This window comes from Mycolicibacterium holsaticum DSM 44478 = JCM 12374 (genome assembly GCF_019645835.1).
Classification (GTDB): Bacteria; Actinomycetota; Actinomycetes; order Mycobacteriales; family Mycobacteriaceae; genus Mycobacterium; species Mycobacterium holsaticum.
Window position 1 is genome coordinate 22,236 of sequence record NZ_CP080998.1, and the last position, 26,787, is coordinate 49,022.

General features: G+C 67.5%; 24 protein-coding genes. 11 read left to right on the forward strand and 13 right to left on the reverse strand.

The window, feature by feature from the left end; all coding sequences use genetic code 11:
* Position 1 precedes the first annotated feature (1 nt).
* Complete coding sequence (locus tag K3U96_RS00110) at positions 2 to 1,243, reverse strand: MFS transporter (RefSeq protein ID WP_220693330.1); 1,242 nt, start codon at positions 1,241 to 1,243, stop codon at positions 2 to 4.
* A 157-nt stretch (positions 1,244 to 1,400) separates the two neighbouring features.
* Between K3U96_RS00110 and K3U96_RS00115 the strand changes: the two genes are divergently transcribed.
* A complete protein-coding gene (locus K3U96_RS00115) occupies positions 1,401 to 2,015 on the forward strand; it encodes a YqgE/AlgH family protein (RefSeq protein ID WP_069406492.1) in 615 nt (204 codons plus the stop codon).
* On the opposite strand, the gene K3U96_RS00120 is transcribed toward K3U96_RS00115, so the two are convergent.
* Complete coding sequence (locus K3U96_RS00120; protein ID WP_220691680.1) at positions 2,012 to 2,377, reverse strand: hypothetical protein; 366 nt, start codon at positions 2,375 to 2,377, stop codon at positions 2,012 to 2,014. The genes K3U96_RS00115 and K3U96_RS00120 overlap by 4 nt on opposite strands.
* A 91-nt stretch (positions 2,378 to 2,468) precedes the next feature.
* Positions 2,469 to 3,506: an LpqN/LpqT family lipoprotein gene (locus K3U96_RS00125; RefSeq protein ID WP_220691681.1), complete on the reverse strand. Its 1,038-nt coding sequence runs from the start codon at positions 3,504 to 3,506 to the stop codon at positions 2,469 to 2,471.
* Positions 3,507 to 3,742: 236 nt separating this feature from the next.
* Between K3U96_RS00125 and leuS the strand changes: the two genes are divergently transcribed.
* Entirely contained in the window at positions 3,743 to 6,589 is a 2,847-nt protein-coding gene (leuS, locus tag K3U96_RS00130) for a leucine--tRNA ligase (protein WP_069406504.1), read from the forward strand.
* Between the two features lie 45 nt (positions 6,590 to 6,634).
* On the opposite strand, the gene K3U96_RS00135 is transcribed toward leuS, so the two are convergent.
* A complete protein-coding gene (locus K3U96_RS00135) occupies positions 6,635 to 7,300 on the reverse strand; it encodes an SDR family oxidoreductase (protein WP_069406495.1) in 666 nt (221 codons plus the stop codon).
* 54 nt (positions 7,301 to 7,354) lie between these two features.
* Between K3U96_RS00135 and ggh the strand changes: the two genes are divergently transcribed.
* Positions 7,355 to 8,695, forward strand: a complete 1,341-nt coding sequence (gene ggh / locus K3U96_RS00140) for a glucosylglycerate hydrolase (protein WP_220691682.1) — start codon at positions 7,355 to 7,357, stop codon at positions 8,693 to 8,695.
* Here ggh and K3U96_RS00145 read toward each other — a convergent pair whose 3' ends face one another.
* The 9 genes from K3U96_RS00145 to K3U96_RS00185 all read right to left on the reverse strand — a co-directional run bounded on the left by K3U96_RS00145 (position 8,696) and on the right by K3U96_RS00185 (position 17,024).
* Entirely contained in the window at positions 8,696 to 9,139 is a 444-nt protein-coding gene (locus tag K3U96_RS00145) for a MarR family winged helix-turn-helix transcriptional regulator (RefSeq protein ID WP_220691683.1), read from the reverse strand.
* A 56-nt stretch (positions 9,140 to 9,195) separates the two neighbouring features.
* Positions 9,196 to 9,933, reverse strand: a complete 738-nt coding sequence (locus tag K3U96_RS00150) for an amino acid ABC transporter ATP-binding protein (protein WP_069406498.1) — start codon at positions 9,931 to 9,933, stop codon at positions 9,196 to 9,198.
* The gene (locus tag K3U96_RS00155; protein ID WP_220691684.1) at positions 9,933 to 11,726 is read right to left on the reverse strand and encodes an ABC transporter substrate-binding protein/permease; all 1,794 of its coding nucleotides are present in this window, start codon (positions 11,724 to 11,726) and stop codon (positions 9,933 to 9,935) included. Before K3U96_RS00155 ends, K3U96_RS00150 begins: the two co-directional genes overlap by 1 nt.
* Before the next feature lie 44 nt (positions 11,727 to 11,770).
* Positions 11,771 to 12,451, reverse strand: a complete 681-nt coding sequence (locus K3U96_RS00160) for a GntR family transcriptional regulator (RefSeq protein ID WP_069406500.1) — start codon at positions 12,449 to 12,451, stop codon at positions 11,771 to 11,773.
* Between the two features lie 56 nt (positions 12,452 to 12,507).
* Positions 12,508 to 13,299, reverse strand: coding sequence for an LLM class F420-dependent oxidoreductase (locus K3U96_RS00165; RefSeq protein WP_069406501.1), 792 nt, complete (start codon positions 13,297 to 13,299; stop codon positions 12,508 to 12,510).
* A 9-nt stretch (positions 13,300 to 13,308) separates the two neighbouring features.
* Positions 13,309 to 14,217, reverse strand: a complete 909-nt coding sequence (locus tag K3U96_RS00170; protein WP_220691685.1) for an Rv0045c family esterase — start codon at positions 14,215 to 14,217, stop codon at positions 13,309 to 13,311.
* A gap of 78 nt (positions 14,218 to 14,295) precedes the next feature.
* Positions 14,296 to 15,402, reverse strand: coding sequence for an inositol-3-phosphate synthase (locus K3U96_RS00175; protein WP_220691686.1), 1,107 nt, complete (start codon positions 15,400 to 15,402; stop codon positions 14,296 to 14,298).
* 38 nt (positions 15,403 to 15,440) lie between these two features.
* Positions 15,441 to 15,995: a PadR family transcriptional regulator gene (locus K3U96_RS00180; RefSeq protein ID WP_220691687.1), complete on the reverse strand. Its 555-nt coding sequence runs from the start codon at positions 15,993 to 15,995 to the stop codon at positions 15,441 to 15,443.
* A gap of 162 nt (positions 15,996 to 16,157) precedes the next feature.
* The gene (locus tag K3U96_RS00185; protein WP_069405214.1) at positions 16,158 to 17,024 is read right to left on the reverse strand and encodes a DUF1707 SHOCT-like domain-containing protein; all 867 of its coding nucleotides are present in this window, start codon (positions 17,022 to 17,024) and stop codon (positions 16,158 to 16,160) included.
* Positions 17,025 to 17,122: 98 nt separating this feature from the next.
* On the opposite strand from K3U96_RS00185, the gene K3U96_RS00190 reads away from it, so the two are divergent.
* From K3U96_RS00190 to K3U96_RS00225, 8 genes are all read left to right on the forward strand, one after another.
* A complete protein-coding gene (locus K3U96_RS00190) occupies positions 17,123 to 17,566 on the forward strand; it encodes a DUF5318 domain-containing protein (protein ID WP_069405213.1) in 444 nt (147 codons plus the stop codon).
* A gap of 58 nt (positions 17,567 to 17,624) precedes the next feature.
* Positions 17,625 to 20,102 (forward strand): transglycosylase domain-containing protein, encoded by a 2,478-nt coding sequence (locus tag K3U96_RS00195; protein ID WP_271035605.1) that lies wholly within the window; start codon positions 17,625 to 17,627, stop codon positions 20,100 to 20,102.
* Between the two features lie 65 nt (positions 20,103 to 20,167).
* Positions 20,168 to 21,766 (forward strand): glycosyltransferase family 87 protein, encoded by a 1,599-nt coding sequence (locus K3U96_RS00200; RefSeq protein WP_220693331.1) that lies wholly within the window; start codon positions 20,168 to 20,170, stop codon positions 21,764 to 21,766.
* A 189-nt stretch (positions 21,767 to 21,955) separates the two neighbouring features.
* A complete protein-coding gene (rpsF, locus tag K3U96_RS00205) occupies positions 21,956 to 22,246 on the forward strand; it encodes a 30S ribosomal protein S6 (protein WP_003884149.1) in 291 nt (96 codons plus the stop codon).
* Between the two features lie 78 nt (positions 22,247 to 22,324).
* Positions 22,325 to 22,831, forward strand: coding sequence for a single-stranded DNA-binding protein (locus K3U96_RS00210; protein ID WP_220691689.1), 507 nt, complete (start codon positions 22,325 to 22,327; stop codon positions 22,829 to 22,831).
* Between the two features lie 36 nt (positions 22,832 to 22,867).
* Positions 22,868 to 23,128 (forward strand): 30S ribosomal protein S18, encoded by a 261-nt coding sequence (gene rpsR, locus K3U96_RS00215; RefSeq protein WP_069405210.1) that lies wholly within the window; start codon positions 22,868 to 22,870, stop codon positions 23,126 to 23,128.
* A 30-nt stretch (positions 23,129 to 23,158) separates the two neighbouring features.
* Positions 23,159 to 23,617 (forward strand): 50S ribosomal protein L9, encoded by a 459-nt coding sequence (gene rplI / locus K3U96_RS00220; RefSeq protein WP_069405209.1) that lies wholly within the window; start codon positions 23,159 to 23,161, stop codon positions 23,615 to 23,617.
* A 461-nt stretch (positions 23,618 to 24,078) separates the two neighbouring features.
* A complete protein-coding gene (locus K3U96_RS00225) occupies positions 24,079 to 26,751 on the forward strand; it encodes a replicative DNA helicase (RefSeq protein WP_220691690.1) in 2,673 nt (890 codons plus the stop codon).
* The last annotated feature ends 36 nt before the right edge of the window (positions 26,752 to 26,787 follow it).

Below are 26,787 nucleotides of genomic sequence, written 5' to 3' on the forward strand. Positions count from 1 at the left end.
GTCACTGTATCGGCACCGGTCGGTCCCGCCGGCCGAGCACGGCATGTGCGGCCAGCCCGGCCAGGTACACCCCGACCCCGGCGAGCGCCAGCGCCGGTTCGTGGCCGTCCGGGGGAATCACGATGGCCGACAACGCGATCGCCAGGATGAACGACATCCAGAACAGCGAATCCTGCACCGTGAACACGTGTCCCCGCAGCGCGTCGTCGACGTCGAGTTGCATGGCGTTGTCGGCGCACAGCTTGACGACCTGGCCGGTCAGGCCGAGCAGGAAGCCGCACACCACCATCACCGGTAGCCGCAGGCCCGCACCGGCCACCTGGACCAGCGCGGCTGACAGCAGCGCACCGTTGACGGTGGCGTACCGGCCCCACCGTCGCACGGCGATCGGGGTGACCGGCGCGGCGAGAAACGCTCCCACGCCGGTCGCGGCGACGAACAGCACGGCGGTGCCCAGGCCCGCGACCTGCTGGGTGTCGCTGTGCCGCACGATCACCAGCACCAGCAGGCTGTTGATGCCGAACACCATGCGGTGCGCGGCCAGCCCGGTGAGCGTGGCGGCCACCGTCGGGACCGTCGCGACCGTACGCGTGCCGTGCACCCAGCCGGTGGCGATCGCGTACAGCGCCGACCCGTGCACCGCGCGCCTGCTGTCGTCCGGGCCGAGGATGTGCGGGGCGAAGCGCCACGACAACCACAGCGCCAGCGCCACCGGCACCGCGACGATCAGGATGATTGCCGCCGCACCGGCGTCGTCGGCGCCGAACAACCAGCGGGGCAACAACATGAAGTTCGCCCCGACGAACGCCGAGACCGCACCGGTGGCCGCCGCCACCGAGTTCATCGCCACCACCTGATCCCGCGGCACCACGTGCGGCAGCGCGGCCGACAGCCCCGACGAGACGAACCGGGTGAAACCGTTGACGATCAGCGCGCCGCACAGGATCGGCAGATCACCGGCACCGGACTCCAGCAGCGCGGCGACGGCCAGCACCAGGAGCAGCCGGCCGGCGTTGGCGCCGATCAGCACCGCCCGCCGGTCCCAACGGTCCAGCAGCGCACCGGCGAACGGGCCCAGCACCGAGTACGGCAGGAACAGCACCGCGAACGCGCCGGCGATCGCCCACGGCTCGGCGGCGCGCTGCGGGTTGAAGAGGATCGCACCCGCGAGAGCAGCGGCGAACAGGCCGTCGCCGAACTGGCTGACCAACCGAAGTTCCAGTAGCCGCCAGAATTCCGGCATGCCACGCACCGACCGCCACAGTGCGGTGGGTGCGCGAAGGTCGGCCAGCGGTACCACGTCCTGGTTGTGTGGATGCGAACCCGACCCACAGTACAAATCTTGCGGCGGGCCGTGCTTGTTCTCCACGTTGTTTGGTTGCTGGTGCCATGATGGGTACGTGGCGCAGTCGGAGGAGCCCGAGGACCGTAAAGAGGGAGTCGCCCCCGCGGCGCACCGGGTGCGGGCCGGAACTCTGCTGCTGGCCAACACCGACCTGCTGGAGCCGACGTTTCGGCGCAGCGTCATCTACATCGTCGAGCACAACGACGGCGGCACCCTCGGGGTGGTGCTGAACCGGCCGAGTGAAACCGCGGTGTACAACGTGCTGCCGCAGTGGGCGAAGCTGGCCACCAAGCCCAAGACGATGTTCATCGGCGGACCGGTCAAACGCGATGCGGCGTTGTGTCTGGCGACCATGCGCGTCGGCGTCGACGCCGACGGGCTGCCCGGTTTGCGGCACGTGCAGGGCCGGATGGCGATGGTCGACCTCGACGCCGATCCGGACTCGGTTGCTCCGGCCGTCGAGGGCGTGCGGATCTTCGCTGGCTACTCGGGGTGGACCATCGGTCAGCTGGAGGGTGAGATCGAACGCGACGACTGGATTGTGCTGTCCGCGTTGCCCTCTGACGTGTTGGTCGAACCACGCGTCGACCTGTGGGCGCGGGTGCTGCGCCGTCAGCCCCTGCCGCTGTCGCTCTTGGCCACCCACCCGATCGACATCAGCCGCAACTAGACGGCGTTTTCGCTGCAGGACAGCGTGCAGGTGGCGCATACGCTGCCGCACTCACCCGTGGCCGCTGTGGACTGCCCGCCGATACGGGCCAGGCTCTTCGCGCTCTGCCAACAACCCGCGCCGAGCGTGCCGACCGCGCCGATCACGCACACGATCGCCACGAGCAGCGCCGTGCCCGGCTCGGTGGACACTGCGACCGCGCCGCCCACCGCGAGCATCACCGCGGCGGCGAACTGTGTCGGCACCAGGGCGCGCAACACCTGCTGCCTGGGGTCATTCGAGCGGGGCCGGCTCAGCAGCCACAGCGCGGCCGCCGCGCACGCCACTGCGGCACAGAAGCTGAGCACACCGACGACGAGCATGGCCCCACCCTACGAGGGCCGCGCCCCGATGGCGTGATGGTGTCCCCCGGACGCCAGGCTTCGCCCGGGGGACATGTCCATCGCGGGCGCCCTAGCTGGACGCCGTGTTCGCAAGTGCCTGCGACGCCGGGACTGCCGCGGCGGGCCCGCTGGGAAGGGCGGTCGTGGCAGGTGGGGGCGTCACGCCGGGCGCCGCGTCCGGCGCAGGCGCTGGGGGAGCGGCGGGGGCCGGGACGCTCACCCGGAAGCCGCGCACGATCGCGTCGGTGGCGTCGGCGGCGGGGATGACTTGGTCCACGCTGGTGGTCACCGCCAGCGAGACCAGGTAGTTGTCGGGTCCGACGGTGGCGATGACGTGGCGGCGCGAGGTGTTCAACGTCATCGAGTTCTGCCGGTAGGTGCCCTCGATCAGCGCCGACGGCATCCCGCCGAAGCTGTCGAACGACGCGTCGGTGGATCGCCATGCCGGGAGTTGCTGGCTGTCGACGAAGCCGTGGCTGATGGCCTCGATCGGGTCGAATTCGCCGACCAGCTTGTAGACGACCACCTGGGCGTTGGACGTGTACAGGCCGTTGCCGCCGACCCGGTCGGCGATCACCGCGAACGCGTCGGGCACGTTGGGGTCGGGAACGTTGGACCAACCGCGCGGCATCGGCAACACGATGGTGAGCGCCTTGAAGTCCTGGCTGTTCTGCGGTTCGAGCCGGACGCCCTTGGACTCGAAGAACTCCCGCAGGGTGCCCGAGGCCGCCGGGGTGATCGTGACGGCAGGCGGTGCCACGACGGGTGCGACCGGTGCGGCGGGCTGCGCGGCGGGAGCACCGGGCTGCGCGACGGGAGCACCGGCCTGCGCGACGGGGACGGCGGCGGGCGCGGCTTCGGCGCCGGGTGATGCGATACCGGCCTGCGCGAGGCCAGTGGCCGAGCTCACACCGGGCTGACCGACGGCTTGCGGTGCGGCGTTCGGCGTCACCGTGACGGTCTGCGTCACCGTGGCCGGTGCCGGCACCGGGGGTTGCGGAACCACCGGTTCGGCCGAGGCGGTGGTGCCCGCGAAGCTCACCACACCAGCCGCTGCGACGGCGGCTCCTGAAGCCAGAACCCGCCAGCGGCGGGCGATCTCGATCATCGACGTCGGTCCTTCCAGACAGCGCGGTGCACGTCAGGCGCCGACTGTATCCAGCCGGGGACGTTAGCCACCAGAGCCGGAACCGAGCTGCAACCTTGTTCTGACTTGTCCGCAACGCAACCGATACCAACCCGTGGCCGGCGCGGACCGGATTCGCGGGCTTATACCCTGTTCACGTGACCGAACCGCCGACCGCTCAGCCCGCGGCGGCCGCCGCCGACGCCGCCGCCGAAACCCTGCAGCACCGCTACACCGCGGAGCTGGCCGGGAAGATCGAGCACGCCTGGCAGCAGAGGTGGGCCGAGGCAGGCACGTTTCACGTACCGAACCCGGTCGGTTCGCTGGCACCCACCGACGGCGCCACGGTGCCCGAGGACAAGATGTTCGTGCAGGACATGTTCCCCTACCCGTCCGGTGAAGGCCTGCACGTCGGGCATCCGCTCGGCTACATCGCCACCGATGTCTACGCCCGCTACTGCCGGATGACCGGCCGTAATGTCCTGCACGCATTGGGCTTTGATGCATTCGGGTTGCCGGCCGAGCAGTATGCGATCCAGACCGGCACGCATCCACGCGAGCGAACCGAAGCCAACATCGTCAACTTCCGCCGTCAGCTCGGCAGGCTGGGCTTCGGCCACGACCCGCGGCGCAGCTTCTCCACCACCGACGTCGACTACTACAAGTGGACCCAGTGGATTTTCCTGCAGATCTACAACGCCTGGTTCGACCCGACCACCGGCAAGGCACGGCCGATCGCCGAACTGGTCTCCGAATTCGATTCCGGGGCAAGGACCCTCGATGACGGACGGGTGTGGTCGCAGCTGAGCGCCGGTGACCGCGCTGACGTGGTGGACTCTCACCGGCTGGTGTATCGCGCCGACTCGCTGGTCAACTGGTGCCCGGGCCTGGGCACCGTGCTGGCCAACGAAGAGGTCACCTCCGACGGGCGCAGCGAACGCGGCAACTTCCCGGTGTTCCGGAAGCGGTTGCGGCAGTGGATGATGCGGATCACCGCATACTCCGACCGGTTGCTCGACGACCTGGATCTGCTGGACTGGCCGGAGAAGGTCAAGGCCATGCAGCGAAATTGGATCGGGCGGTCCACCGGTGCGTCGGTGTATTTCAGCACCGACGCAGGCGATATCGAGGTGTTCACCACCCGCCCGGACACGCTGTTCGGCGCGACGTACATGGTGCTGGCGCCCGAGCACGGGCTGGTCGACACGTTGGCGGCCTCGCAGTGGCCGGCCGACGTGGACGAGCGCTGGACCTTCGGCGCCGCCAACCCACGCGAGGCCGTCGCCGCCTACCGGTCGGCCATCGCGGCGAAGTCAGACCTCGAGCGCCAGGAGAACAAGACCAAGACGGGCGTGTTCCTCGGCGCGTACGCCACCAACCCGGCCAACGGCCAACGGATTCCGGTGTTCATCGCCGACTATGTGCTGATCGGCTACGGCACCGGTGCGATCATGGCCGTGCCCGGCGGAGACCAGCGCGACTGGGACTTCGCCACCGAGTTCGGCCTGCCGATCGTGGAAACCGTTGCTGGCGGCGATATTTCGCAGGGCCCGAACACCGGTGACGGCGAGGTGGTCAACTCCGACTACCTCAACGGGCTCAGCGTCGGCGCGGCGAAGGAGGCGATGACCCGGCGGCTGGAGGTAGAAGGCCGCGGCCGTGCGCGCGTCGAGTACAAACTGCGGGACTGGCTGTTCGCGCGCCAACGGTATTGGGGTGAACCGTTCCCGATCGTGTACGACGCCGACGGTCGTGCGCACCCGCTACCGGAATCGATGCTGCCGGTGGAACTGCCGGACGTCCCGGACTATTCGCCGGTGTTGTTCGACCCCGACGACGCGAACACCGAACCGTCCCCGCCGCTGGGCAAGGCGACCGACTGGGTGCACGTCGAACTGGATCTGGGTGACGGGTGCAAGCCCTACACCCGGGACACCAACGTCATGCCGCAGTGGGCGGGCAGTTCTTGGTACGAGCTGCGCTACACCGACCCGGACAACGCAGAAGCGATGTGCGACAAGGAAAACGAGGCTTACTGGATGGGTCCGCGGCCGGCCGAGCACGGTCCGCATGATCCGGGCGGGGTGGACCTGTACGTCGGCGGTGTGGAGCACGCGGTGCTGCACCTGCTGTACGCGCGGTTCTGGCACAAGGTGCTCTACGACCTCGGCCACATCAGCTCGCGCGAGCCGTACCGGCGGCTGGTTAACCAGGGCTACATCCAGGCCTACGCCTACACCGACTCCCGCGGCACCTACGTGCCGGCCGCCGAAGTCGTCGAACGCGAAGGGAAGTTCTTCTGGCGTCCGTCCGATGACGCCTACGGGTCGGCTCCGGATCCCGACGGTGAGATCGAGGTGTTCCAGGAGTTCGGCAAGATCGGCAAGAGCCTGAAGAACTCGGTGTCGCCCGACGAGATCTGCGACAACTACGGCGCCGACACATTGCGCGTCTACGAGATGTCGATGGGACCGATCGAGGCGTCGCGACCGTGGGCCACCAAGGACGTCGTCGGCGCGCACCGGTTCCTGCAGAGGGTGTGGCGGCTTGTCGTCGACGAGCAGAGCGGCCGCGTGCAGGTCGCCGAGCACGAGGCGCTGGACACCGACACCCTGCGGTTGTTGCACCGCACCGTGGCCGGGGTCACCGACGACTACACGAACCTGCGCAACAACACCGCGGCGGCCAAGCTGATCGAGTACACCAACCACCTGACCAAACAGGGTGTGACGGCCAGGGCGGCGGTGGAACCGCTGGTGCTGATGCTCGCGCCGTTGGCGCCGCACCTGGCCGAGGAACTGTGGCACCGGATGGGTCACGACACCCCGCTTGCGCACGGACCGTTCCCGGTTGCCGACCCGCAGTACCTCGTCGAGGACACCGTGGAGTATCCGGTGCAGGTCAACGGGAAGGTTCGCGGGCACATCACGGTCGGCGCCGACGCCGACGCTGACACGATGGAGGCCGCAGCGCTGGCCGATGAGAAGGTGCAGGCGTTCCTCAACGGCGCCACGCCGAAAAAGGTGATCGTGGTGGCCGGCCGCCTGGTCAACATCGTCGTGTGATTTCGGCGTAGTTCGTCACGCTCACCGTGACGAACTACCCCGAAATCACCGGGGGCGGACGATCACCTCGTGGATGTGCGCGTCCGGCGGCGACGCCACCACGTCGGCGATCACGCCCGCGACGGTCTCCGGCGACAAGAACCGTGACGGGTCGTACTGCCCGCCTTCGTAGGCGACCAGGCCCTCCTGCATCTCGGTGGCGATCCGGCCGGGATGCACCGACGTCACCCGCAGCGACGGTTCGTCGTTGCGCAACGAATCGGCGAACGACCGCAGCGCGAACTTGCTTCCCGAATACGACGCCAGCCCGGGCGAGGCGTCGATGCCCGAGCCCGAGTTGACGAAAACCACGTGTCCGCCAACCGCCCGCAGCGCGGGCAGCAGCGCCAGCGTCAACGCCACCGCGCCAATGACGTTGATCTCCATGGTGGTTCGCCACTCGTCGATCGTCGACTCCGCGACCCGCCCGGGATAGGCCACACCGGCGTTGTGGATCAACACGTCCAGTTCGTCGATGGACGCGACGGCCCCGGCGATCGCGTCGGCGTCGGCCAGGTCGACGGCCACCGTCGTGGCGCCGAACCGGGCGGCGACGGCGTCCAGCCGCGCCCCCGGTCGGCCCGCGAGAACCAGCGAATGCGTGGGCGCCAACGCGGCCGCGACCGCCGTACCCAGGCCCCGCGACGCCCCCGTGATGAGTGCGGTCGGCATGTCGTCAACGCTACCGACCTGCAAACCGGCGCACCGCGTCGCATCATGGTACGGATGCCCGCCGATCACAGCTTCACGCCAACGCAGCTCTCCGCCCGCGCTGCGTATCTGCTGCGCGGCAACGACCTGGGCACCATGACGACGGCCGCGCCGCTGCTCTACCCGCACATGTGGAGCTGGGACGCCGCGTTCGTGGCGATCGGGCTGGCGCCGCTGAGCGTCGAGCGCGCCGTCGTCGAGCTCGACACGCTGCTCTCGGCGCAGTGGAGCAACGGGATGATCCCGCACATCGTCTTCGCCAACGGGGTGGACGGGTACTTTCCCGGGCCGGCCCGCTGGGCCACGTCGACGCTGGCCGCGCACGCGCCGCGCAACCGGCTCACCTCGGGCATCACCCAACCGCCCGTGCACGCCATCGCCGTACAACGCATCCTCGACAACGCCCGCACCCGCGGCCGGTCCACCCGCAGGGTCGCCGAGGCGTTCCTCGACCGCCGGTGGGACAACCTGGTGCGCTGGCACCGCTGGTTGGCCGAAGCGCGCGACCCGCACGCGCGCGGCCGGGTCACGCTCTATCACGGCTGGGAGTCCGGTATGGACAACTCGCCGCGTTGGGACAGCGCCTACGCCAACGTCGTTCCCGGCGCGCTGCCCGAGTACCAACGCGAGGACACCACCATCGTCACCGACGCCAGCCAGCGCCCCACCGACGTCGAGTACGACCGGTACCTGTGGCTGCTCGAGGAGATGAAGCTGGCCCGCTACGACGACGAACTGCTGCCCAAGGTGATGAGCTTCGCCGTCGAGGACGTGTTCGTCTCGGCGATCCTGGCGGTCGCATGTGATGTGCTCGCCGAAATCGGTGAGGACTACAAACGCCCGACCGCTGACGTGCGCGACCTGTACGCGTGGGCCGAGCGGTTCCGGTCGGGCGTCGTCGGCGCTACCGACGAACGCACCGGCGCGGCAAGGGATTTCGACGTCAAGGCCGACCAGTGGGTGGCCACGGAGACGGTCGCGCAGTTCGCGCCGCTGCTGTGCGGCGGGTTGGCGCACGAACAGGAGCGCCACCTGGTGAAGCTGTTGGAGGGCCCGCGGTTCTGCGGGCATCCCGATCTGTGCTACCCGCTGATCCCGTCGACGTCGCCGGTGTCGCGTCACTTCCGCCCGCGCGAGTACTGGCGCGGCCCGGTGTGGCCGGTGATGACGTGGTTGTTCGCGTGGTGCTTCGCCCGGCGCGGGTGGGCCGAACGGGCCCGGCTGCTGCGCAAAGAAGGACTGCGGCAAGTCAGCGACGGCAGTTTCGCCGAGTACTACGAACCGTTCACCGGGGAGCCGCTGGGCAGCATGCAACAGTCGTGGACCGCGGCCGCGGTATTGGACTGGCTGGGTTAGCTATTCGGCCAACCGCTCGAGCGGGCCGATCGCCTTGGTGAGCATCTCCAGATCCTCGGGGCTGAGTCGGCCCAGCAACGTGCCCAGATGCGCCCGCCGGGTCGCCAGCGCCTCCTGGTGCTGCGAACGTCCCTCGGGGGTGATGTCAACCAGCACCGCCCGCAGATCCGACGGGTCACGTGAGCGTTTGACCAGACCGAGCTTCTCCAACCGGCGGATCGCGACCGTGGTGGTCGGCGTGCGCACCCGCTCGTGGGCGGCCAGGTCGGTCATCCGCAGCGGCCCCTGGTCGAGCAGGGTCAGCAGGATCGACAGCTGCGCCAGCGTGAGATCACCGGCTTCCGCACGGTTGGTGTCGCTGCGGCGCAGCACGGAGAAAACCCGGGAGAGCACCCGCTGCAGCTCCCCGGCCAACTCTGTGACCTGCGGTTCCACCTCGGCCATAATTCGTCAGTCTAACCTGTCTGGGCCTGCCAAGACGCGATGACGGCCGATTAGCCTCACAGAACCTGCGACAGGAACCGCTGCAGACGGTCGGTTTCGGCGGCCTGGAAGATCTGCGCGGGCCTGCCGGATTCGACCACCTGCCCGTGGTCCATGAACACCACGGTGTCCGCGGTCGACTGGGCAAAGCCCATTTCGTGGGTCACGACGACCATCGTCATCCCGTCTGCGCCCAGGTCGGCGATGAGGGCCAGGATGCCCTTGACCAACTCGGGATCCAGCGCCGAGGTGGCCTCGTCGAAGAACATCACCTGCGGCGCCATCGCCAACGCCCGCGCGATCGCCACGCGCTGCTGCTGCCCACCCGACAGCGTCGTGGGCCGCACATTGGCCTTGTGCCCCAACCCAACCCGCTCCAACTGCGCCATCCCGAGCTCACGGGCCTCCTCGGCGCCGAGGCGTTTGAGCTTGCGCGGTGCCAGCGTCACGTTGTCCAGCACGCTGCGGTGCGGAAACAGGTTGAAGTTCTGGAACACCATTCCGATGCGCTGACGCAACTGGTCGGGGTTGTCCTTGAGCACCGAACGCCCGTCGAGCAGGATGTCGCCGCGGTCGGGTTCGTAGAGCCGGTTCAGCGTGCGCAGCAGCGTCGACTTCCCGGATCCCGACGGCCCGATCACCGCGACGGTGCTGCCCGCAGGCACGTCGATGTCCACCCCACGCAGCACCGGGTTCGGCCCGAATGCCAAATGAATATCGTTGGCGGCCAACGACACCGGTTCGAAATCAGCCATCAGAGCATCTCTTCCCCTGCGCGTCGCGTGGGAGATGCCCCCAGCGACGTGGACAGTTCGAGCGGGTCTTCCTCGGTCGGGGGCCGGCCGCGGCGCAACCGGGCGTCGATGTAGTTCACCAGGTGCGTCAGCGGCACGGTCAACGCCAGATAGAACAACCCGGCGGCGACGAGCGGGGACAGGTTGCCGGTCTGCGCGTTGAGGTCACGGCCCACCTGGAACAGCTCCCGCTGGTCGGCCACCAGGCCCAGAAAATACACCAGCGACGACGCCTTGAGCAGCGAGATGAACTGGTTCATCAGCGCCGGCAGCACCCGCCGGATGCCCTGCGGCACCACCACCAACCGCATCGATGTGGTGTACGAAAAGCCCAGTGCCCGAGAGGCTTCCAGTTGGCCGGGCTCCACGCTCTGGATACCGGAGCGGAAGATCTCCCCGACGTACGCCGCCGCCATCAGCCCCAGCGCGGCGATACCGAGCGGAAACGGGTTGTTCCCGGTCAATCCGCCCACCACCGGGCCGAGCCCCAAACCGATCAACAAGATGATCACCACCTCCGGCAGCCCGCGGAAGATGTCGGTGTACACCCGGGCGGGCCAGCGCAGCACGCGGTGCCGCGATATCCCGGCCACGGCCAGCGCCATGCCCAGCACCAGCCCGATCACCGATGCGCAGATCGTCAGGATCAGCGTGTTGGGCAGTCCGGTCTTGAACAGCACCGGGATCGCCTGTTTGTACAGGTTCCAGTCCAGGAACGAGTCTTTGAGTTGAGACAGCGTGGACTTCTGCTGCGCGGGCCCGCTGGTGTCGGACTCCTGCTGCTGCGCGGCGATCGCGTCGAAGTCGGGCAGTTGTGGCAGCGGGGCGGCCTTCGAACCGGGTTTCCAGCCTGGCGGCAGCGCGCGCGGCACCCAGTCGGAATACAGCCGCGCCCAGGTGCCGTCGGCGATCACCGCGTCCAGGCCCGAGTTCAGTGCGTCGATGAGGGGCCGGTTCTCGTTGGCGACCGCGTAGGCGACGAAATTGTCCAAGCTGAAGGTGTTTTCGATGATGTCGGCCGGGTCACCGGCCTGCACCGTGCCCTCGGCCTGCTGTGACGGCGCCACCCACGCGTCGAGCTGGCGGGTTTTCAGGCTCGCGTAGACGGTGTTGTAGTCGGGGTAGATCACCGGCTGCAGGCGCAGGGTGTCGACGACGTAGGCCTCCTGCACGGTGCCCTGCACGACGCCGATGCGCTGCCCGGGGGCCAGGTCGCCGAACCCGGTGATCGGCGACCCGGCGGGCACCACCAGCGAGAAGTACCCGAAGTCGTAGCCGTTGGTGAAGCCCACGGTGCGGCGCCGCGCTTCGGTGGTCGTGATCGACGACGACCCGACGTCGAAGCGCCGCGCGGCCACCTGGGCCAGCAGCCCGGAGAACTCGGTGCCGACGAAGTTGATCTGCAGGCCCAGTTTGTCGGCGATCGCGCGCAGCAGTTCGTTGTCGAAGCCGGTGAACTGGCCGGCGGAGTTGATGCAGATGCTCGGCGGAGCATCCGAAAGGGTGCCGACGGTCAGCGTGCCCGGCGTGCGTAGACCCAGCGCGTTGACGTCGATGGTGTCCAACGGGACGACGGTGGCCGTCGTGTACCTGTCTTCCTCAGGCCCCTTGGCCGCCGCGGCGAGGTTGGTGGGCAGTGCGCTGGCGCTGGCCATGCCCGGCGGCGCGCACTGGTCGACTTGCGCCTGGGCCAGCGGGGCCCACCCCATGCCGCCGATGAGCAGCGCGATGAGCGCCAAGACGGTTGCCTTCATTCCTGCAACGTAGCGACCGTCTGCGCCGCGGCGCCGTCTTCAACTCAATCGGAACGCAACGCCGGGTGCGCCGACGGGTTGAAGACGCCGCGGCGCACCAGTTCGACCAGCATGACCCGGGCCATCACCTCGGACCGCGCGGCGCAGGCCGCCCGGGCCGCGTCGGTGTCACCGCGGCGCAGCGCGCTGATCTCGCTCTCGTAGGTCGCCAGCACCTCGTCGTGGTTGTCTGTGTATGCACCCCAGAACACCCGCGGAACCAACGCCTGAGACGCCTGGATCAGCGCGAGCAGCCGCGGGCCTCCGTAGTTGTCGTTGACGATCTGCCGGAACCCCCAGCCGGCGTCGTTGAAGGCCCGCGACTCCCGGTTGTTGCGCATGACGTCGACCAACCTGGCGAGCTCGTCGAGGATCTCCGGGTTCCGGTCGTCTGCCGCGCGCGCGGACGCGACCCCGGTGAGCAGCCCGTAGATCTCGTGATGCTCACGCACCACGGATTCGTCGAACGGCTGGACGAAGGCGCCGCGGTGATAAAGCGTGGACAGGATCCCGTCGTGCTCGAGTTGCACCACGGCCTCTTGAACGGGCACCCGGGACAGTCCGAGTGCGTGAGCGATCTCGTTGCGGTCGACCCGGTCACCCGAGCGGAGTTTGCCGGTCAGTATCAGGTTGACAACATGCGAGACCACGAGGTCTTTCTCTTTGACCCCATACTTCTTGGGCATCGCGGCGCCAGTGTCTCACGTCGCCGCGGGAGTCGGAGCCGAATCCTGCGGTGTGCCTAGCTCTGCCGCCGATCGCGCCAGCGGCACAGCGCCTCGGCCTCGGCGAGGTCGTAGTCGGGACCGTTGGCGCCGACGGTCAGCAGCGTGACCCCGAGGTCGGCCAGCGCGTCGGCCTCGGCGATCAGCGCGTCGATCGTCTTGCCGGACACGCCCGCCGACCGCTCGATCGCGTCGGGATCGCGGCTGACGTCCGAGCAGTGCTGCGCGAGGATCTCGGCTTTGCGGGCATAGCCGGCGCTGCCGCTGAAGGTGTGCCAGATGTCGGCGTGCCTGGCCACCAGCCGCAGCGTCTTCTTCTCCCCCTCCCCGCCGATGAGCACGGGGATCTGGCGGGTCGGCGGCGGGTTGAGCTTGGCCAGCCGCGACGCGATGCGGGGCAGGCCGACGGCCAGGTCGTCGAGTCGGCTGCCTGCGGTGCCGAACTCGTAGCCGTACTCGTCGTAGTCCTTCTGCTTCCAGCCCGAGCCGATGCCCAGGATCAGCCTGCCGTCGCTGATGTGGTCGACGGTGCGGGCCATGTCGGCCAGCAGTTCAGGGTTGCGGTAGGAATTGCACGACACCAGCGCCCCGATCTCGATGCGGGATGTCTGCTCGGCCCAGGCGCCCAGCATCGTCCAGCATTCGTAATGAGCACCGTCGGGATCGCCGTAGAGCGGGAAGAAGTGGTCCCAGTTGAAGGCGACGTCGACACCGAGGTCCTCACAGCGACGGACCGCGTCGCGGATATGGCGGTATTGCGGGGAGTGTTGCGGCTGCAGTTGCACGCCGATGCGAATGGGAAAGCTCACCCTTTCAACTTACGTGCGTTTTTCGGCGAGCACCCCGCGAAGGATCTCGATCAGCTTGCCCGGCTGGTCGCTCTGCACCGAGTGCCCGGCGTCTTCGACGATGTGCACGTCGCGGAAACCCGGTGCGTTGCGGGCGAACTCGGCGGCGTCGTCGTCGTTGACGAAGTAGGACTTGGCGCCGCGCACCAGCGTCGTGGGCACCTCGAGCCGGGGCACGTCGTCCCACAGGCCCTCGAACCCCTCACCCTTGCGCATCTCGTCGTAACGCCACGTCCAGGTGCCGTCGTCGAGCCGCTTGGCGTTGTGAAAAACCCCGCGGCGCAACGATTCCCGGTCCCGGTGCGGGGCGGCCGCGACGGTCAGCTCGAGCATCGCCTCGAAGCTTTCGAAGGTCCGCGGGCCCCGCACCAGCGCGACGGTGCCCTTCTGCTCGTCGGTCAGCTCGGTGTGGCGCTCCGGCGCCGACGGGGTCACGTCGACCAGCACCAGCCGGGGCACCAGCGCGGGGGCCGACACCGCCAGCCGCAGCGCCGTCAAACCGCCCAGCGACATCCCGACGACCAGGTCGGCGCCGGGGGCCAGCGCACGCAGCGCCGGTTCGACGGTGACCGCGTTGAGCTTGGGTCCGTAGTCGCCGTCGTCGCGCCACGCCGAGCGGCCGTGACCGGGCAGGTCAAGGGCCAACGCGGGCTCGCCGAGCCCGACGACGACGGTGTCCCAGGTGTGCGCGTTCTGGCCGCCGCCGTGCAGGAACACCACCCGCGGCGCGGCGTCGCCGAACTTCAGCGCGCTGATCGGCCCGGACTCGACCCGGGTGGCCGGCGGCACGGTGTCGACGCCGGCTTGGCGGGCGTTCTCTTTGAGGAAGGTGAACTCGTCGAGAGAGGCCAGTTCGTCGTCCGGGGTTATGTCGCTCACAGAAAAACACTACAAAATGCGAAATGTGGAGCCCCGGCCGCGCTCAGAGCGGGCAGGACTCCACAAATCGCGGGAACGTCAGCCTTCGATGAAGGTTTCCAGCTGCGCGCGCGCAATGTCGTCGGGCAGCTGCTTGGGCGGGCTTTTCATCAGGTAGGCCGAGGCCGCCTCGACGGGGCCGCCGATACCGCGGTCCTTGGCGATCTTGGCCGCGCGCACCGCGTCGATGATCACGCCCGCCGAGTTCGGCGAGTCCCACACCTCGAGCTTGTACTCCAGGTTCAGCGGCACGTCGCCGAAGGCCCGACCCTCGAGGCGCACGTACGCCCACTTGCGGTCGTCGAGCCAGCCGACGTGATCGGACGGGCCGATGTGCACGTCCTTGGTGTTGAACTCGCGCTGCAGGTTGCTCGTGACGGCCTGGGTCTTGGAGATCTTCTTGGACTCCAGGCGCGAACGCTCGAGCATGTTCAGGAAGTCCATGTTGCCGCCGACGTTGAGCTGCATGGTGCGGTCCAGTTGCACGCCGCGGTCCTCGAACAGCTTGGCCATCACGCGGTGGGTGATGGTCGCACCGATCTGGCTCTTGATGTCGTCGCCGACGATCGGCACCCCGGCGTCGGCGAACTTCTTCGCCCAGACCGGATCGCTGGCGATGAACACCGGCAGCGCGTTGACGAACGCCACGCCGGCGTCGATCGCGCACTGGGCGTAGAACTTGTCGGCCTCCTCGGAGCCCACCGGCAGGTAGGACACCAGGACGTCGACGTTGTTCTCCTTGAGCACCGCGACCACGTCGACGGGGTCGACGTCGGACACCTCGATCGTGTCGGCGTAGTACTTGCCGATGCCGTCGAGCGTCGGGCCGCGCTGCACCACGACGTTGGTGGGCGGCACGTCGGCGATCTTGATGGTGTTGTTCTCCGACGCATAGATCGCCTCGGACAGGTCGAAGCCGACCTTCTTGGCGTCCACGTCGAAGGCCGCGACGAACTTCACGTCGCGTACGTGGTACGGGCCGAGTCGCACATGCATGAGGCCGGGTACGGTGGCCGACTCATCGGCGTCCTGGTAGTACTGCACGCCTTGCACCAGCGAGGACGCACAGTTACCCACACCGACAATCGCGACCCGCACGTCCGCGTTTGGTGTCGCCGGCGCGCCGGCTCCGATGTGCTCAGTCATGACACGAACTCTTCCCTTCGTACTAACTCGGTAATGCCTTACGGCTGCACAGGATTGTCTGAGCGCCCCTGGCTTAAATGTTCGGCCGCGATCAACTCGTTGAGCCACTTGACTTCGCGCTCGCTGGATTCCAACCCGAGCTGGTGAAGCTGGCGGGTGTACCGGTCGATCGAGCTGCTCGCCCGCGCAACTGCTTCACGCAGGCCTTCACGGCGTTCCTCTACCTGACGACGGCGTCCTTCGAGGATGCGCATCCTGGCCTCGGCCGGGGTGCGGTTGAAAAACGCAAGGTGGACGCCGAACCCGTCGTCGGAGTAATTCTGCGGACCGGTGTCTGCCACCAGTTCGGCGAACCGCTGCTTACCGGAATCGGTAAGCCGGTAGACGCGCCGAGCGCGACGCATCTTCGGGGATCCATCCGGTGCCGGATCTTCCACGATCAGCCCGTCGGTCTGCATCCGGCGCAGTGCCGGGTACAGCGAGCCGTAGGAAAACGCGCGGAACGCCCCGAGCAGTCCCGTCAACCTCTTGCGTAGTTCGTAGCCGTGCATCGGCGACTCCAGCAGGAGTCCCAGGATGGCCAGTTCGAGCACCGGGGACACCTCCTCCTAGAATTCGAGCTCGCCCGTTACGACGGTCCAACACCTCGGCTCATAGTATCGCGCCGATATATTCGACGCGAATTGCGGGTGACCGCGATGTGAACCCCACCGGTCCACCGGGCGCCTGGCCCAACCGCGGAAAAGGCGTCGCTGTCAGGACGGATAGTTGATCCGCTTGACCCTGCCGTCGGGCGCCATCTCGATGTAGCCGCTGCCGTAATCGCTGGAAACGTAGACCGAGACCGACAGCTCACCCGGAGTGGTCGGGTCGCGGCTGGGATCGATGGTCAGGTAGGTGCTCGTCACGTCCGCGGGTTTGATGCCCAGCGTTTCCGGCGCCCCGCGAAGCACGCCGACGATCGTCTTGGTGTCGAACTTGCTCAGGTCCACCAGGGTGGCGTCGGTGCTCTTGGAACTCGACGACGGGTCGTCCCAGCCGCCGCGGTAGGAGTAGTTGAGCTCGCGCCGGTCTTCGGCCGGGTCCGGCCGGCTCAGCGAGGCGTAGTCGGGATAGACAGTCAACCGGTAGCCGGTGGTGTCGCCGAACCGCTGCTTCATCTGCTCGATGAGCCCGGTCAGTCCGCCCAGCGAGTGCAGTTGTCTGGGCGGGGTGAGTACGACGGGCGCGATGCCGTCGGGCTGGGCGCCGGGGTCGGCGGTGGCGTTCAGCGGCGACGACGGGCTGCCGAACAGTCCCCAGCCGACCGCGATGCCGACCACCACCAGCACCCCGGCGATCGCGGCCCGGATGCCCCAGTTGACCGGCTGGGGGACCTGCCGGTTGACCACCTTGGTGATCATCGGCACCTGCGGCGACTTGGCGTTCTGCAGATCGGTGACCAGATCCTGCAGTTGGCCCAGCGTCGAGGCGGCAGTGGCGGATTTCACGCGTTCGCCGTGCTCGGTCATCGACAGCTGGCCGTCAGCCAGGGCGGTGTCGAGAATCTGGCACGTCTCGGCGCGGTCGCTGTCTTTGGCGCGCATTCCCGACGTCCGCCACGCTGAGCTGCCCGAAGCCACGAGCACGATCGTAAAAGATGGTTTTCGATTGTTTTCGACGTTGCGGCGGGAAGCACGTCGCGCCTCAGTCCCGGCGGCACCGACGTACTCTGGTCTCCGTGCGATTGCAGCGACAGGTGGTGGACTACGCCCTTCGGCGACGGTCCCTGCTGGCGGAGGTTTACTCGGGGCGCACCGGCGTCTCCGAGGTTTGTGACGCCAACCCCTATCTGCTGCGAGCCGCGAAGTTCCATGGGAAGCCCAGTTCGGTGATGTGCCCGATCTGCCGCAAGGAACAGCTGACCTTGGTGTCGTGGGTTTTCGGTGACCACCTGGGCGCGGTGTCCGGGTCGGCGCGCACCGCTGAGGAGTTGGTCCTGCTGGCGTCCCGCTACGACGAATTTTCGGTACACGTGGTGGAGGTATGCCGCACCTGCAGTTGGAATCACCTGGTCAAGTCGTATGTCCTCGGCGCTGTCCCGCCGACGGGCCCGTCTCGGGGGAGGCGGGCCTCGCGGGGCACCCAGACGGCGCGCGGTCGTGCGCGCACGGCCAGTGAATAGCGAGGGGCGCCGCGACCGGTCAGTCAACGATGTCCGCAAGGGACACGGGGCTGATGGTGTGAGCGAGCCCGAAGCCAGAAGGCCCGACGGCGCGGGGCGCCATCGCCCACCGCAGGACGCGCCCTCGGCCGACCGCACCCGCCCGGTCGCCCCCGATGACCGGCATACCTCGGTGCTGCCGCCGGTGCGCGACCAGCCGCCGCCGCACCTGCGCGATCCGATCGACGTGGTCAAGGCGGCGCTGGACGGCACCCCGGCGCCCAAACCCGCACCACCTTCCCCGCCTCCCCCGCCGCCGCGCCGCCCGCCGCAGGGCGGCCGACCGCCCGCGGGTGGCCCACCGCCGCGGCGGCCCGGCCAGCACAAGTCGGTCAACTGGACGTGGGTGCGGCGGGGTCTGTTGGCCGCGGCCATCGTGTTCCTGGTGCTGCCGACGGTCACGTTCGCGATGGCGTATCTGATCGTCGACGTGCCCAAACCAGGTGACATCCGGACCAACCAGGTATCGACGATTCTCGCCAGCGACGGCAGTGAATTGGCGAAAATCGTTCCGCCGGAAGGCAACCGGGTCGACGTGGATATCGACCAGATCCCGGTGCACGTACGCAACGCGGTGATGGCCGCCGAGGACCGTAACTTCTACTCCAACCCGGGGTTCTCGTTCACCGGGTTCGCCCGCGCGATCAAGAACAACCTCTCCGGGGAAAACCTGCAGGGCGGCTCCACCATCACCCAGCAGTACGTGAAGAACGCGCTGGTGGGCTCCGAACGCGCCGGGGTGGGCGGTTTGATCCGCAAGGCCAAGGAACTGGTCATCTCGACGAAGATGTCCGGCGAGTGGTCCAAAGACCAAGTGTTGCAGTCGTATCTGAACATCATCTACTTCGGCCGGGGCTCCTACGGGGTGGCTGCGGCGTCGCGGGCTTACTTCAACAAGCCGGTCGAGGAGTTGACGGTCGCTGAGGGGGCGTTGCTGGCCGCGCTCATCCAGCGGCCGTCCGGGCTGGATCCGGCGGTGAACCTGGAAGGCGCCACCGAGCGGTGGAACTGGGTGCTCGACGGCATGGTGGAGATCGGCGCGTTGACCCCCAGCGAGCGTGCCGCCCAGGTGTTTCCTGCGACGGTGCCGCCGGAGTTGGCGCGCTCCCAGAACCTGACCACCGGTCCGAACGGGTTGATCGAGCGTCAGGTGAAGCAGGAACTTCTCGACCTGTTCGACATCACCGAGAAGACGCTCAACACCGAGGGTCTGCAGATCACCACGACGATCGACCCCGATGCGCAGGAGGCCGCCGTGGACGCCGCGGCGGAGTACCTCGAGGGCCAGGACCCCGACATGCGGACCGCGATCGTGTCGATCGATCCGCGCACCGGCGGGGTGCAGGCCTACTACGGCGGCGACGACGCCAACGGGTTCGACTTCGCCCAGGCCGGGCTGCCGACGGGGTCGGCGTTCAAGGTGTTCGCGTTGGTTGCGGCGCTGCAGCAGGGGATGGGGCTGGGCACTCAGGTCGACAGTTCACCGTTGACGGTCAACGGCATCGAAATCTCCAACGTCGAGGGCGGCAGCTGCGGAACCTGCAACATCGCCGAGGCGCTGAAGCGCTCGCTGAACACCAGCTACTACCGGTTGATGCTGAAGTTGAAGAACGGACCGGAGGACGTCGCCAAGGCCGCGCACCAGGCCGGTATCGCCGAGAGCTTCCCGGGTGTGGAGCACACCCTGTCCGAAGACGGTCAGGGCGGCCCGCCCAACAACGGGATCGTGTTGGGCCAGTACCAGACCCGGGTGATCGACATGGCGTCGGCCTACGCCACGCTGGCCGCATCGGGCGTCTACCACAAACCGCACTTCGTGCAGAAGGTGGTCAACGCCCAGGGGGATGTGCTGTTCGACGCGTCGCAGCAGGACACCGAGGGTGAGCAGCGCATCGAGAAGAAGGTCGCCGACAACGTCACGGCGGCGATGCAGCCGATCGCGGCGTACTCCAACGGTCATGCGCTGGCCGGGGGGCGCCCGTCGGCGGCGAAGACAGGCACCAATCAGCTCGGCGACACCGGCGACAACCGGGACGCCTGGATGGTCGGGTTCACACCGTCGCTGTCGACGGCGGTGTGGGTGGGCACCACCGACGGCGACAAGCCGCTGGAGAACAAGTGGGGCTCACCGGTTTACGGCTCCGGTATCCCGTCGGACATCTGGAAGGCCACGATGGACGGGGCGCTGAAGGGCACCGACGTGGAGACGTTCCCCAAGCCCGAGGAAATCGGCGGCTACGCGGGTGTGCCGCAGGCGCCGGTCGCGCCGCGAACCACCGCACCGGAGGCGCCGCCGCCGGATGCGCCGCCGTCGCAGACGGTCATCCAACCGACTCTTGAACTGGCGCCGGGCATCACGATTCCGTGGGGGCCGCCCACCACCGTGCCCGTCGGTCCGCCAGCGCCCGTCGGCGCGCCTGCTCCACCGGGCCCGCCTGTCCCCGAACCGCCGCCGCCGGCGCCGGGCCCGCCGCCCGGCCCCCTGCCGCCCCCGTGACCCAACCCGACGTCGAATCGCCGGCGCCGCTCGCGGGTGTGGAATCGCCGGCTCCGCCGGCAGGTGTGGAATCGCCGGCTCCGCCGGCAGAAGACAGGCGGAGCCTGGACCACCGCGACCTGCCCAGCCGCACCGACACCATCGGCGCCGCGCTGTCGGATGTGATCGGCGGGCCCGTTGGCAAACACGCGCTGATCGGCAGACAACGGTTCCTCACGCCGCTGCGGGTGATGCTGATCCTGGCGCTGGTGTTCCTCGCGCTGGGTTATTCGACCAAGGCCGCGTGCCTGCAGACCACCGGGACCGGCACCGCCGATCAGCGCGTCGGCAACTGGGAGAACCAGCGGGCCTATTACCAGCTGTGCTACTCGGACACCGTTCCGCTCTACACCGCAGAACTGTTGAACCTCGGGAAGTTTCCGTACAAGTCGAGCTGGGTGGAAAAGGACGCTGCCGGGGAACCACACATCCAGTACGACGGCAATATCGCCGTGCGCTACATGGAGTATCCGGTGCTCACCGGGCTGTACCAGTACGTGTCGATGTCGCTGGCCAAGACCTACACCGCGCTGACGAAATTGGTGTCGGCGCCGATCATCGCCGAGGTGGTGATGTTCTTCAACATCGCCGCGTTCGGGCTGGCGTTGGCCTGGCTGGCGACGGTGTGGGCGGCGTCTCGGCTGGCCGGTCCGCGCCGCGTCTGGGACGCCGCGCTGGTGGCGGCCTCCCCGATCCTGATCTTTCAGATCTTCACCAATTTCGATGCGCTGGCAACGGCTTTCGCGACCGGGGCGGTGTTGGCGTGGGCGCGACGAAAACCGGTGCTGGCCGGGGCGCTGATCGGTCTGGGCGTGGCGGCCAAGCTGTATCCGGTGCTGCTGCTCGGGGCGCTGGCGGTGCTGGCGGTACGCACCGGTCGGCTGCGCGAAGTCGGCAAGACCGCAGGCGCCGCGGCGGTCACGTGGCTGGTGGTCAACCTGCCGGTCATGGTGCTGTTCCCGCGCGGATGGTCGGAGTTCTTCCGGCTCAACACCCGTCGCGGTGACGACATGGATTCGCTGTACAACGTGGTGAAGTCGTTCACCGGGTGGCGCGGGTTCGACCCCGACCTCGGCTTCTGGCAGCCCCCGACGGTGACCAACACCGTCTCGGCGATCCTGTTCCTGTCCTGTTGTGTGGCAATCGCATACGTCGCGCTGACCGCCGCGCGCCGGCCGCGGGTGATGCAACTGGCGTTTCTCGTGGTGGCCGCGTTCCTGCTGACGAACAAGGTGTGGAGCCCGCAGTTCTCGTTGTGGCTGGTGCCGTTGGCGGTTCTGGCGCTGCCGCATCGACGGATCCTGCTGGCGTGGATGACGATCGACGCCCTGGTGTGGGTGCCGCGGATGCTGTACCTCTACGGCGAGCAGAACCGCGGACTGCCCGAACAGTGGTTCACCACCACCGTGCTGCTGCGCGATATCGCCGTCGTCGTGCTGTGCGCGTTGGTGATCCGCCAGATCTATCGCCCCGAACTGGATCTGGTCCGGGCGTCGGGTTTCGGAGGTGAGGTCGACGACCCGGCCGGCGGGATATTCGACCGGGCGCCGGACGCGCCGCCGCGCTGGCTGCCGGACTGGCTGCGCCCGGACCGAGAGCGGTCTCGGCTGAGCGTCCCCACTTAACGCGAATGTGCAGTTTCATACGCGACTCGCCGCGGTGGGCGTATCAGATCGCACACTCGACGACAGCAGCAGCGCGATTTCGCAGATCAGCGCGGTTTCCTGTAGCCTGGGCCGGTTGCCGACGCAGGCGACCCTCCTGCCACGGAACGTCCGTGGCCGCACTAGACCGTAGGAGGTGATGGGTTCCTTATGCGTCCATACGAAATCATGGTCATCCTCGACCCCACCCTTGACGAGCGCACCGTAGCTCCGTCGCTGGAGACATTCCTCAACGTGGTCCGCAAGGACGGCGGCTCTGTCGACAAGGTCGACATCTGGGGCCGTCGCCGGCTGGCATACGAGATCGCCAAGCATGCCGAGGGCATCTATGCCGTCGTCGATGTGAAGGCCGAGCCCGCGACCGTGTCCGAGCTGGACCGTCAGCTCAACCTGAACGAGTCCGTGCTGCGGACCAAGGTGATGCGGACCGACAAGCACTAGTACCGACGAACAGGCTGTACGCGTCGGAGCGCTTCCGTAGGCTCGCGCCCAATACGCCGCCCATCTAGGAGGACACTCGTGGCTGGTGACACCATCATCACCGTCGTCGGAAACCTGACCGCCGATCCCGAACTGCGGTTCACGCCGTCGGGTGCGGCCGTCGCCAACTTCACCGTGGCGTCCACGCCGCGGATCTACGACCGCCAGAGCGGGGAGTGGAGAGACGGCGAGGCGCTGTTCCTGCGGTGCAACATCTGGCGTGAGGCCGCCGAAAACGTGGCTGAGAGCTTGACCCGCGGCTCGCGGGTCATCGTGCAGGGCCGGCTCAAGCAGCGGTCGTTCGAGACCCGCGAGGGCGAGAAGCGCACGGTGGTCGAGCTCGAGGTCGACGAGATCGGCCCCTCGCTGCGGTACGCGACGGCCAAGGTCAACAAGGCCAGCCGCAGCGGCGGTGGCGGCGGCGGGTTCGGTGGCGGTGGCGGCGGCGGAGGTTCCCGTCCCGCCGAGCAGCCCAAGGAAGATCCGTGGGGCAGCGCGCCCGCGACCGGCTCCTTCGCCGGAAGCGACGACGAGCCGCCCTTCTGACACTGATCAGTGATACCGAGAAAGAGATAGAGACACATGGCCAAGGCCAACAAACGACGTCCGGCACCCGAGAAGCCGGTCAAGACCCGCAAGTGCGTGTTCTGCTCCAAAAAGGGCAAGGGACAGGTCATCGATTACAAGGACACCGCGCTGCTGCGTACGTACATCAGCGAGCGCGGCAAGATCCGTGCTCGCCGCGTGACCGGCAACTGCGTGCAGCACCAGCGCGACATCGCGATCGCGGTGAAGAACGCCCGCGAGGTGGCGCTGCTGCCGTTCAGCTCGTCGACGCGATAGACGCGATAGACGCGATAAGAGGACTAGAGAATGAAACTGATTCTGACCGCCGACGTGGACAACCTCGGCGCGACGGGCGACATCGTGGAGGTCAAAGACGGCTACGGCCGTAACTTCCTGCTGCCCCGCAAGCTGGCCATCGTCGCGACCCGCGGCGCCGAGAAGCAAGCCGAGGAGATCCGGCGCGCCCGCGAGGCCAAGAGCATCAAGAGCCTCGAGCATGCCGGCGAGTTGAAGACGGCCATCGAGGGCCTCGGCCCGGTGGAGCTCTCGGTCAAGGCCGCAGCCGACACCGGCAAGCTGTTCGGCTCGGTGACGCCCGCCGACGTCGTCGCGGCCATCAAGAGCGCGGGCGGACCGAATTTGGACAAGCGCACCGTCCGGCTGCCCAAGGCACACATCAAGTCGACGGGCACCCATCCGATCGAGGTGCGCCTGCACCCCGACGTCGATGCCACGGTGTCGCTGACCGTCGTCGCCGCGCAGTAGCGCCAGCGTCAATATGACCGGGTGGGGGCTTGATCGGCCCCCACCCGGTCGTTGCTGTGTGCGCTGGCGAACTTTGCGGAACCGGTGCGCCACAGCGAAGATAACCAGCCGTTAACCTCCGCGTCTTTCCGCGGCTACCCAACACGCCCGAGAAGGCAACCCGGCACGACACGCCGAACGAATTGCCATCCACAGATCCACAACCGTCATGTGGTGCGCTTGCCTGCAGAAATGTATTCAACGGAGCCGTTAGTCCACAGGTTCTCCCCAGGCCGTCAACATGGGGGAACCGAGCTATCCACACGCCATGCACAGCTCTATGAACAGGGGCGGTTGGACTCGCCCTCAGCAACGTCTAGCGTGAGCCGTCGCGGGAGATTCGTCGGTGGGCTCATTTACTGTCACGGCAGTACGAGTCGAATGTGCGTTCGAGCTTTGGGCTAGGGGAGGTGCAACGCTAGGTGGCTGTTGTCGACGACCTGGGTCACAGCCGGGGCCATTCGGGCATGGATGCTCCGCCGCCGAGTGAGGACTTTGGCCGTCAGCCTCCGCAGGACTCCGCTGCCGAGCAGGCGGTGCTCGGCGGAATGCTGCTGAGCAAGGACGCGATCGCCGACGTGCTGGAGCGGCTGCGCCCCGGCGATTTCTACCGGCCCGCCCACCAGAACGTCTACGACGCGATCCTTGACCTCTACGGCCGCGGTGAACCGGCGGATGCGGTGACGGTGGCCGCCGAACTGGACCGGCGGGGTTTGTTGCGGCGCATCGGCGGGGCGCCGTATCTGCACACGCTGATCTCCACGGTGCCGACGGCAGCCAACGCCGGCTTCTATGCGGGCATCGTGGCGGAGAAGGCGTTGCTGCGGCGCCTCGTGGAGGCCGGGACGCGGGTGGTGCAGTATGGCTACGCCGGCGCCGAGGGTGCCGACGTCACCGAGATCGTGGACCGGGCGCAGGCCGAGATCTACGACGTCACCGAGGGTCGCAACACGTCCGAAGATTTCGTCCCGCTGGAGGATCTGCTTCAGCCGACGATGGACGAGATCGACGCGATCGCATCGCAGGGCGGGCTGGCCCGTGGCGTCCCGACGGGGTTCATCGAACTCGACGATGTGACCAACGGGCTGCATCCGGGCCAGATGATCATCATCGCGGCCAGGCCGGGTGTCGGGAAATCGACGCTGGGACTGGATTTTTTGCGGTCGTGCTCGATCAAGCACCAGATGGCGAGCGTGATCTTCAGCTTGGAGATGAGCCGGTCTGAGATCGTCATGCGTTTGTTGTCGGCCGAGGCGAAGATCAAGCTGGCCGACATGCGGTCGGGCCGGATGAACGACGACGACTGGACCCGGCTTGCGCGGCGGATGAGCGAGATCAGCGAAGCGCCGTTGTACATCGACGATTCGCCGAACCTGACGATGATGGAGATCCGGGCGAAGGCACGTCGGCTGTCGCAGAAGGCCGGGCTGAAGCTCATCGTCGTGGACTACATGCAGCTGATGACGTCGGGCAAGAAGTACGAGTCGCGCCAGCAGGAGGTGTCGGACTTCTCCCGCAGCCTCAAGCTGATGGCCAAGGAGCTCGACGTCCCGGTGGTGGCGATCAGCCAGCTGAACCGCGGTCCCGAACAGCGCACCGACAAGAAGCCGATGATCTCGGATCTTCGCGAGTCGGGATGCTTGACGGCGAACACGCGAATCCTGCGGGCGGACAACGGCGCTGAGGTGACTTTAGGCGAGCTGTTGCGCACCGGCGAGCGGCCGTTGGTGTGGTCGCTGGATGAGCGCAAGCGGATGGTCGCACGGCCGATGACAAACGTGTTCTACAGCGGGCACAAGGAAGTGTTCAAGGTGCGGCTAGCGTCGGGACGCGAGGTGGAGGCGACAGCGAACCATCCGTTCATGACGTTGGACGGCTGGACTCCGTTGGGCGAGTTGCAGGTTGGCGACCGCGTCGCGGTGCCGCGACGGGTGCCCGAGCCAGTGCAGACGCAGCGAATGGATGAGTCCGAAATCGTCCTGCTAGCGCACATGATCGGCGACGGTTCGTGTGTGAAGCGCCAGCCGATTCGGTACGCGAGCATCGACGAATGGAACTTGCACGCCGTCGCCTCCGCGGCCGAGCACTTCGGGGTCACCGCGGTGCGGGACGACTATCCGGCAGCGCGGGTGACGACGCTGCGGCTGCCGGCGCCGTATCGATTGGCGCGGGGCAAGCGCAATCCGATCGCGGCGTGGCTGGACGAGCTCGGGCTATTCGGCAAGCGCAGTTACGAAAAGTTTGTCCCGGCCGAAATTTTCGCGCTGCCGAACGACCAGGTGGCAACATTCCTTAATCACCTTTGGGCCACGGACGGCTCGGTTTCCTGGGACACAAAAATGGGGCAGGGCCGCATCTACTATGCGTCGACTAGCCGCCAGCTCATCGACGGTGTCGTCAGTCTCTTGGCGCGGCTTGGCGTATTCGCACGCATCAAGCGGGTGCGTAAGGCGGGGTACCGCGATGGGTGGCACCTGTATATCTACGGTGCCGAGAATCAGCTGCGATTCCTGCGCCATGTCGGTGTGAACGGCGAAAAGGCGATCGCCGTGCGGGAAGTGATCGGCATGCTGGAGAGCAAGGTCCGCAATACCAACCTCGACACTGTTCCGAAGGAAGTCTGGACGGATGTCCGTGCTGCGCTGTCGGAGCAGAAGATGTCACACCGGGCGTTCGCGGCGGCGATGGGCACGAAATTCTGTGGATCGACGATGTGGAAGCGTGCGCCTAGTCGTGGCCGGCTTCATCGGGTCGCCGCACTGCTGGACGACCGTGAATTGCACGACCTCGCAACCAACGACGTGTTCTGGGATGCGATCGTCGAAATCACGAGCATTGGCGGGCAAGATGTCTACGATGGAACCGTAAGCGGCACGCACAATTTCGTCGCAAACTTAGTTAGTCTACACAACTCGCTCGAGCAGGATGCGGATATGGTCATACTTTTGCACCGGCCCGATGCGTTCGAGCGTGACGACCCGCGCGGCGGCGAAGCGGACCTGATTATCGGCAAGCACCGCAACGGTCCAACGAAGACCATAACCGTTGCGCACCAACTGCATTTGTCTCGCTTCACCAACATGGCTAAGGCGTGACTACTACTGTTGTGTGGGTTCTCACCGCACGTGGCG

What these genes read in the sequence shown, in the direction of transcription:
- rpsF (WP_003884149.1), top strand. Translation starts at nt 21,956, where the DNA reads ATGCGTCCATACGAAATCATGGTCATCCTCGACCCCACCCTTGACGAG.
- rpsR (WP_069405210.1), top strand. Translation starts at nt 22,868, where the DNA reads ATGGCCAAGGCCAACAAACGACGTCCGGCACCCGAGAAGCCGGTCAAG.
- K3U96_RS00155 (WP_220691684.1), bottom strand. Translation starts at nt 11,726, where the DNA reads ATGAAGGCAACCGTCTTGGCGCTCATCGCGCTGCTCATCGGCGGCATG.
- K3U96_RS00145 (WP_220691683.1), bottom strand. Translation starts at nt 9,139, where the DNA reads ATGGCCGAGGTGGAACCGCAGGTCACAGAGTTGGCCGGGGAGCTGCAG.
- K3U96_RS00120 (WP_220691680.1), bottom strand. Translation starts at nt 2,377, where the DNA reads ATGCTCGTCGTCGGTGTGCTCAGCTTCTGTGCCGCAGTGGCGTGCGCG.
- K3U96_RS00160 (WP_069406500.1), bottom strand. Translation starts at nt 12,451, where the DNA reads ATGCCCAAGAAGTATGGGGTCAAAGAGAAAGACCTCGTGGTCTCGCAT.
- K3U96_RS00110 (WP_220693330.1), bottom strand. Translation starts at nt 1,243, where the DNA reads ATGCCGGAATTCTGGCGGCTACTGGAACTTCGGTTGGTCAGCCAGTTC.
- ggh (WP_220691682.1), top strand. Translation starts at nt 7,355, where the DNA reads ATGCCCGCCGATCACAGCTTCACGCCAACGCAGCTCTCCGCCCGCGCT.
- K3U96_RS00135 (WP_069406495.1), bottom strand. Translation starts at nt 7,300, where the DNA reads ATGCCGACCGCACTCATCACGGGGGCGTCGCGGGGCCTGGGTACGGCG.
- K3U96_RS00125 (WP_220691681.1), bottom strand. Translation starts at nt 3,506, where the DNA reads ATGATCGAGATCGCCCGCCGCTGGCGGGTTCTGGCTTCAGGAGCCGCC.
- K3U96_RS00175 (WP_220691686.1), bottom strand. Translation starts at nt 15,402, where the DNA reads ATGACTGAGCACATCGGAGCCGGCGCGCCGGCGACACCAAACGCGGAC.
- K3U96_RS00150 (WP_069406498.1), bottom strand. Translation starts at nt 9,933, where the DNA reads ATGGCTGATTTCGAACCGGTGTCGTTGGCCGCCAACGATATTCATTTG.
- rplI (WP_069405209.1), top strand. Translation starts at nt 23,159, where the DNA reads ATGAAACTGATTCTGACCGCCGACGTGGACAACCTCGGCGCGACGGGC.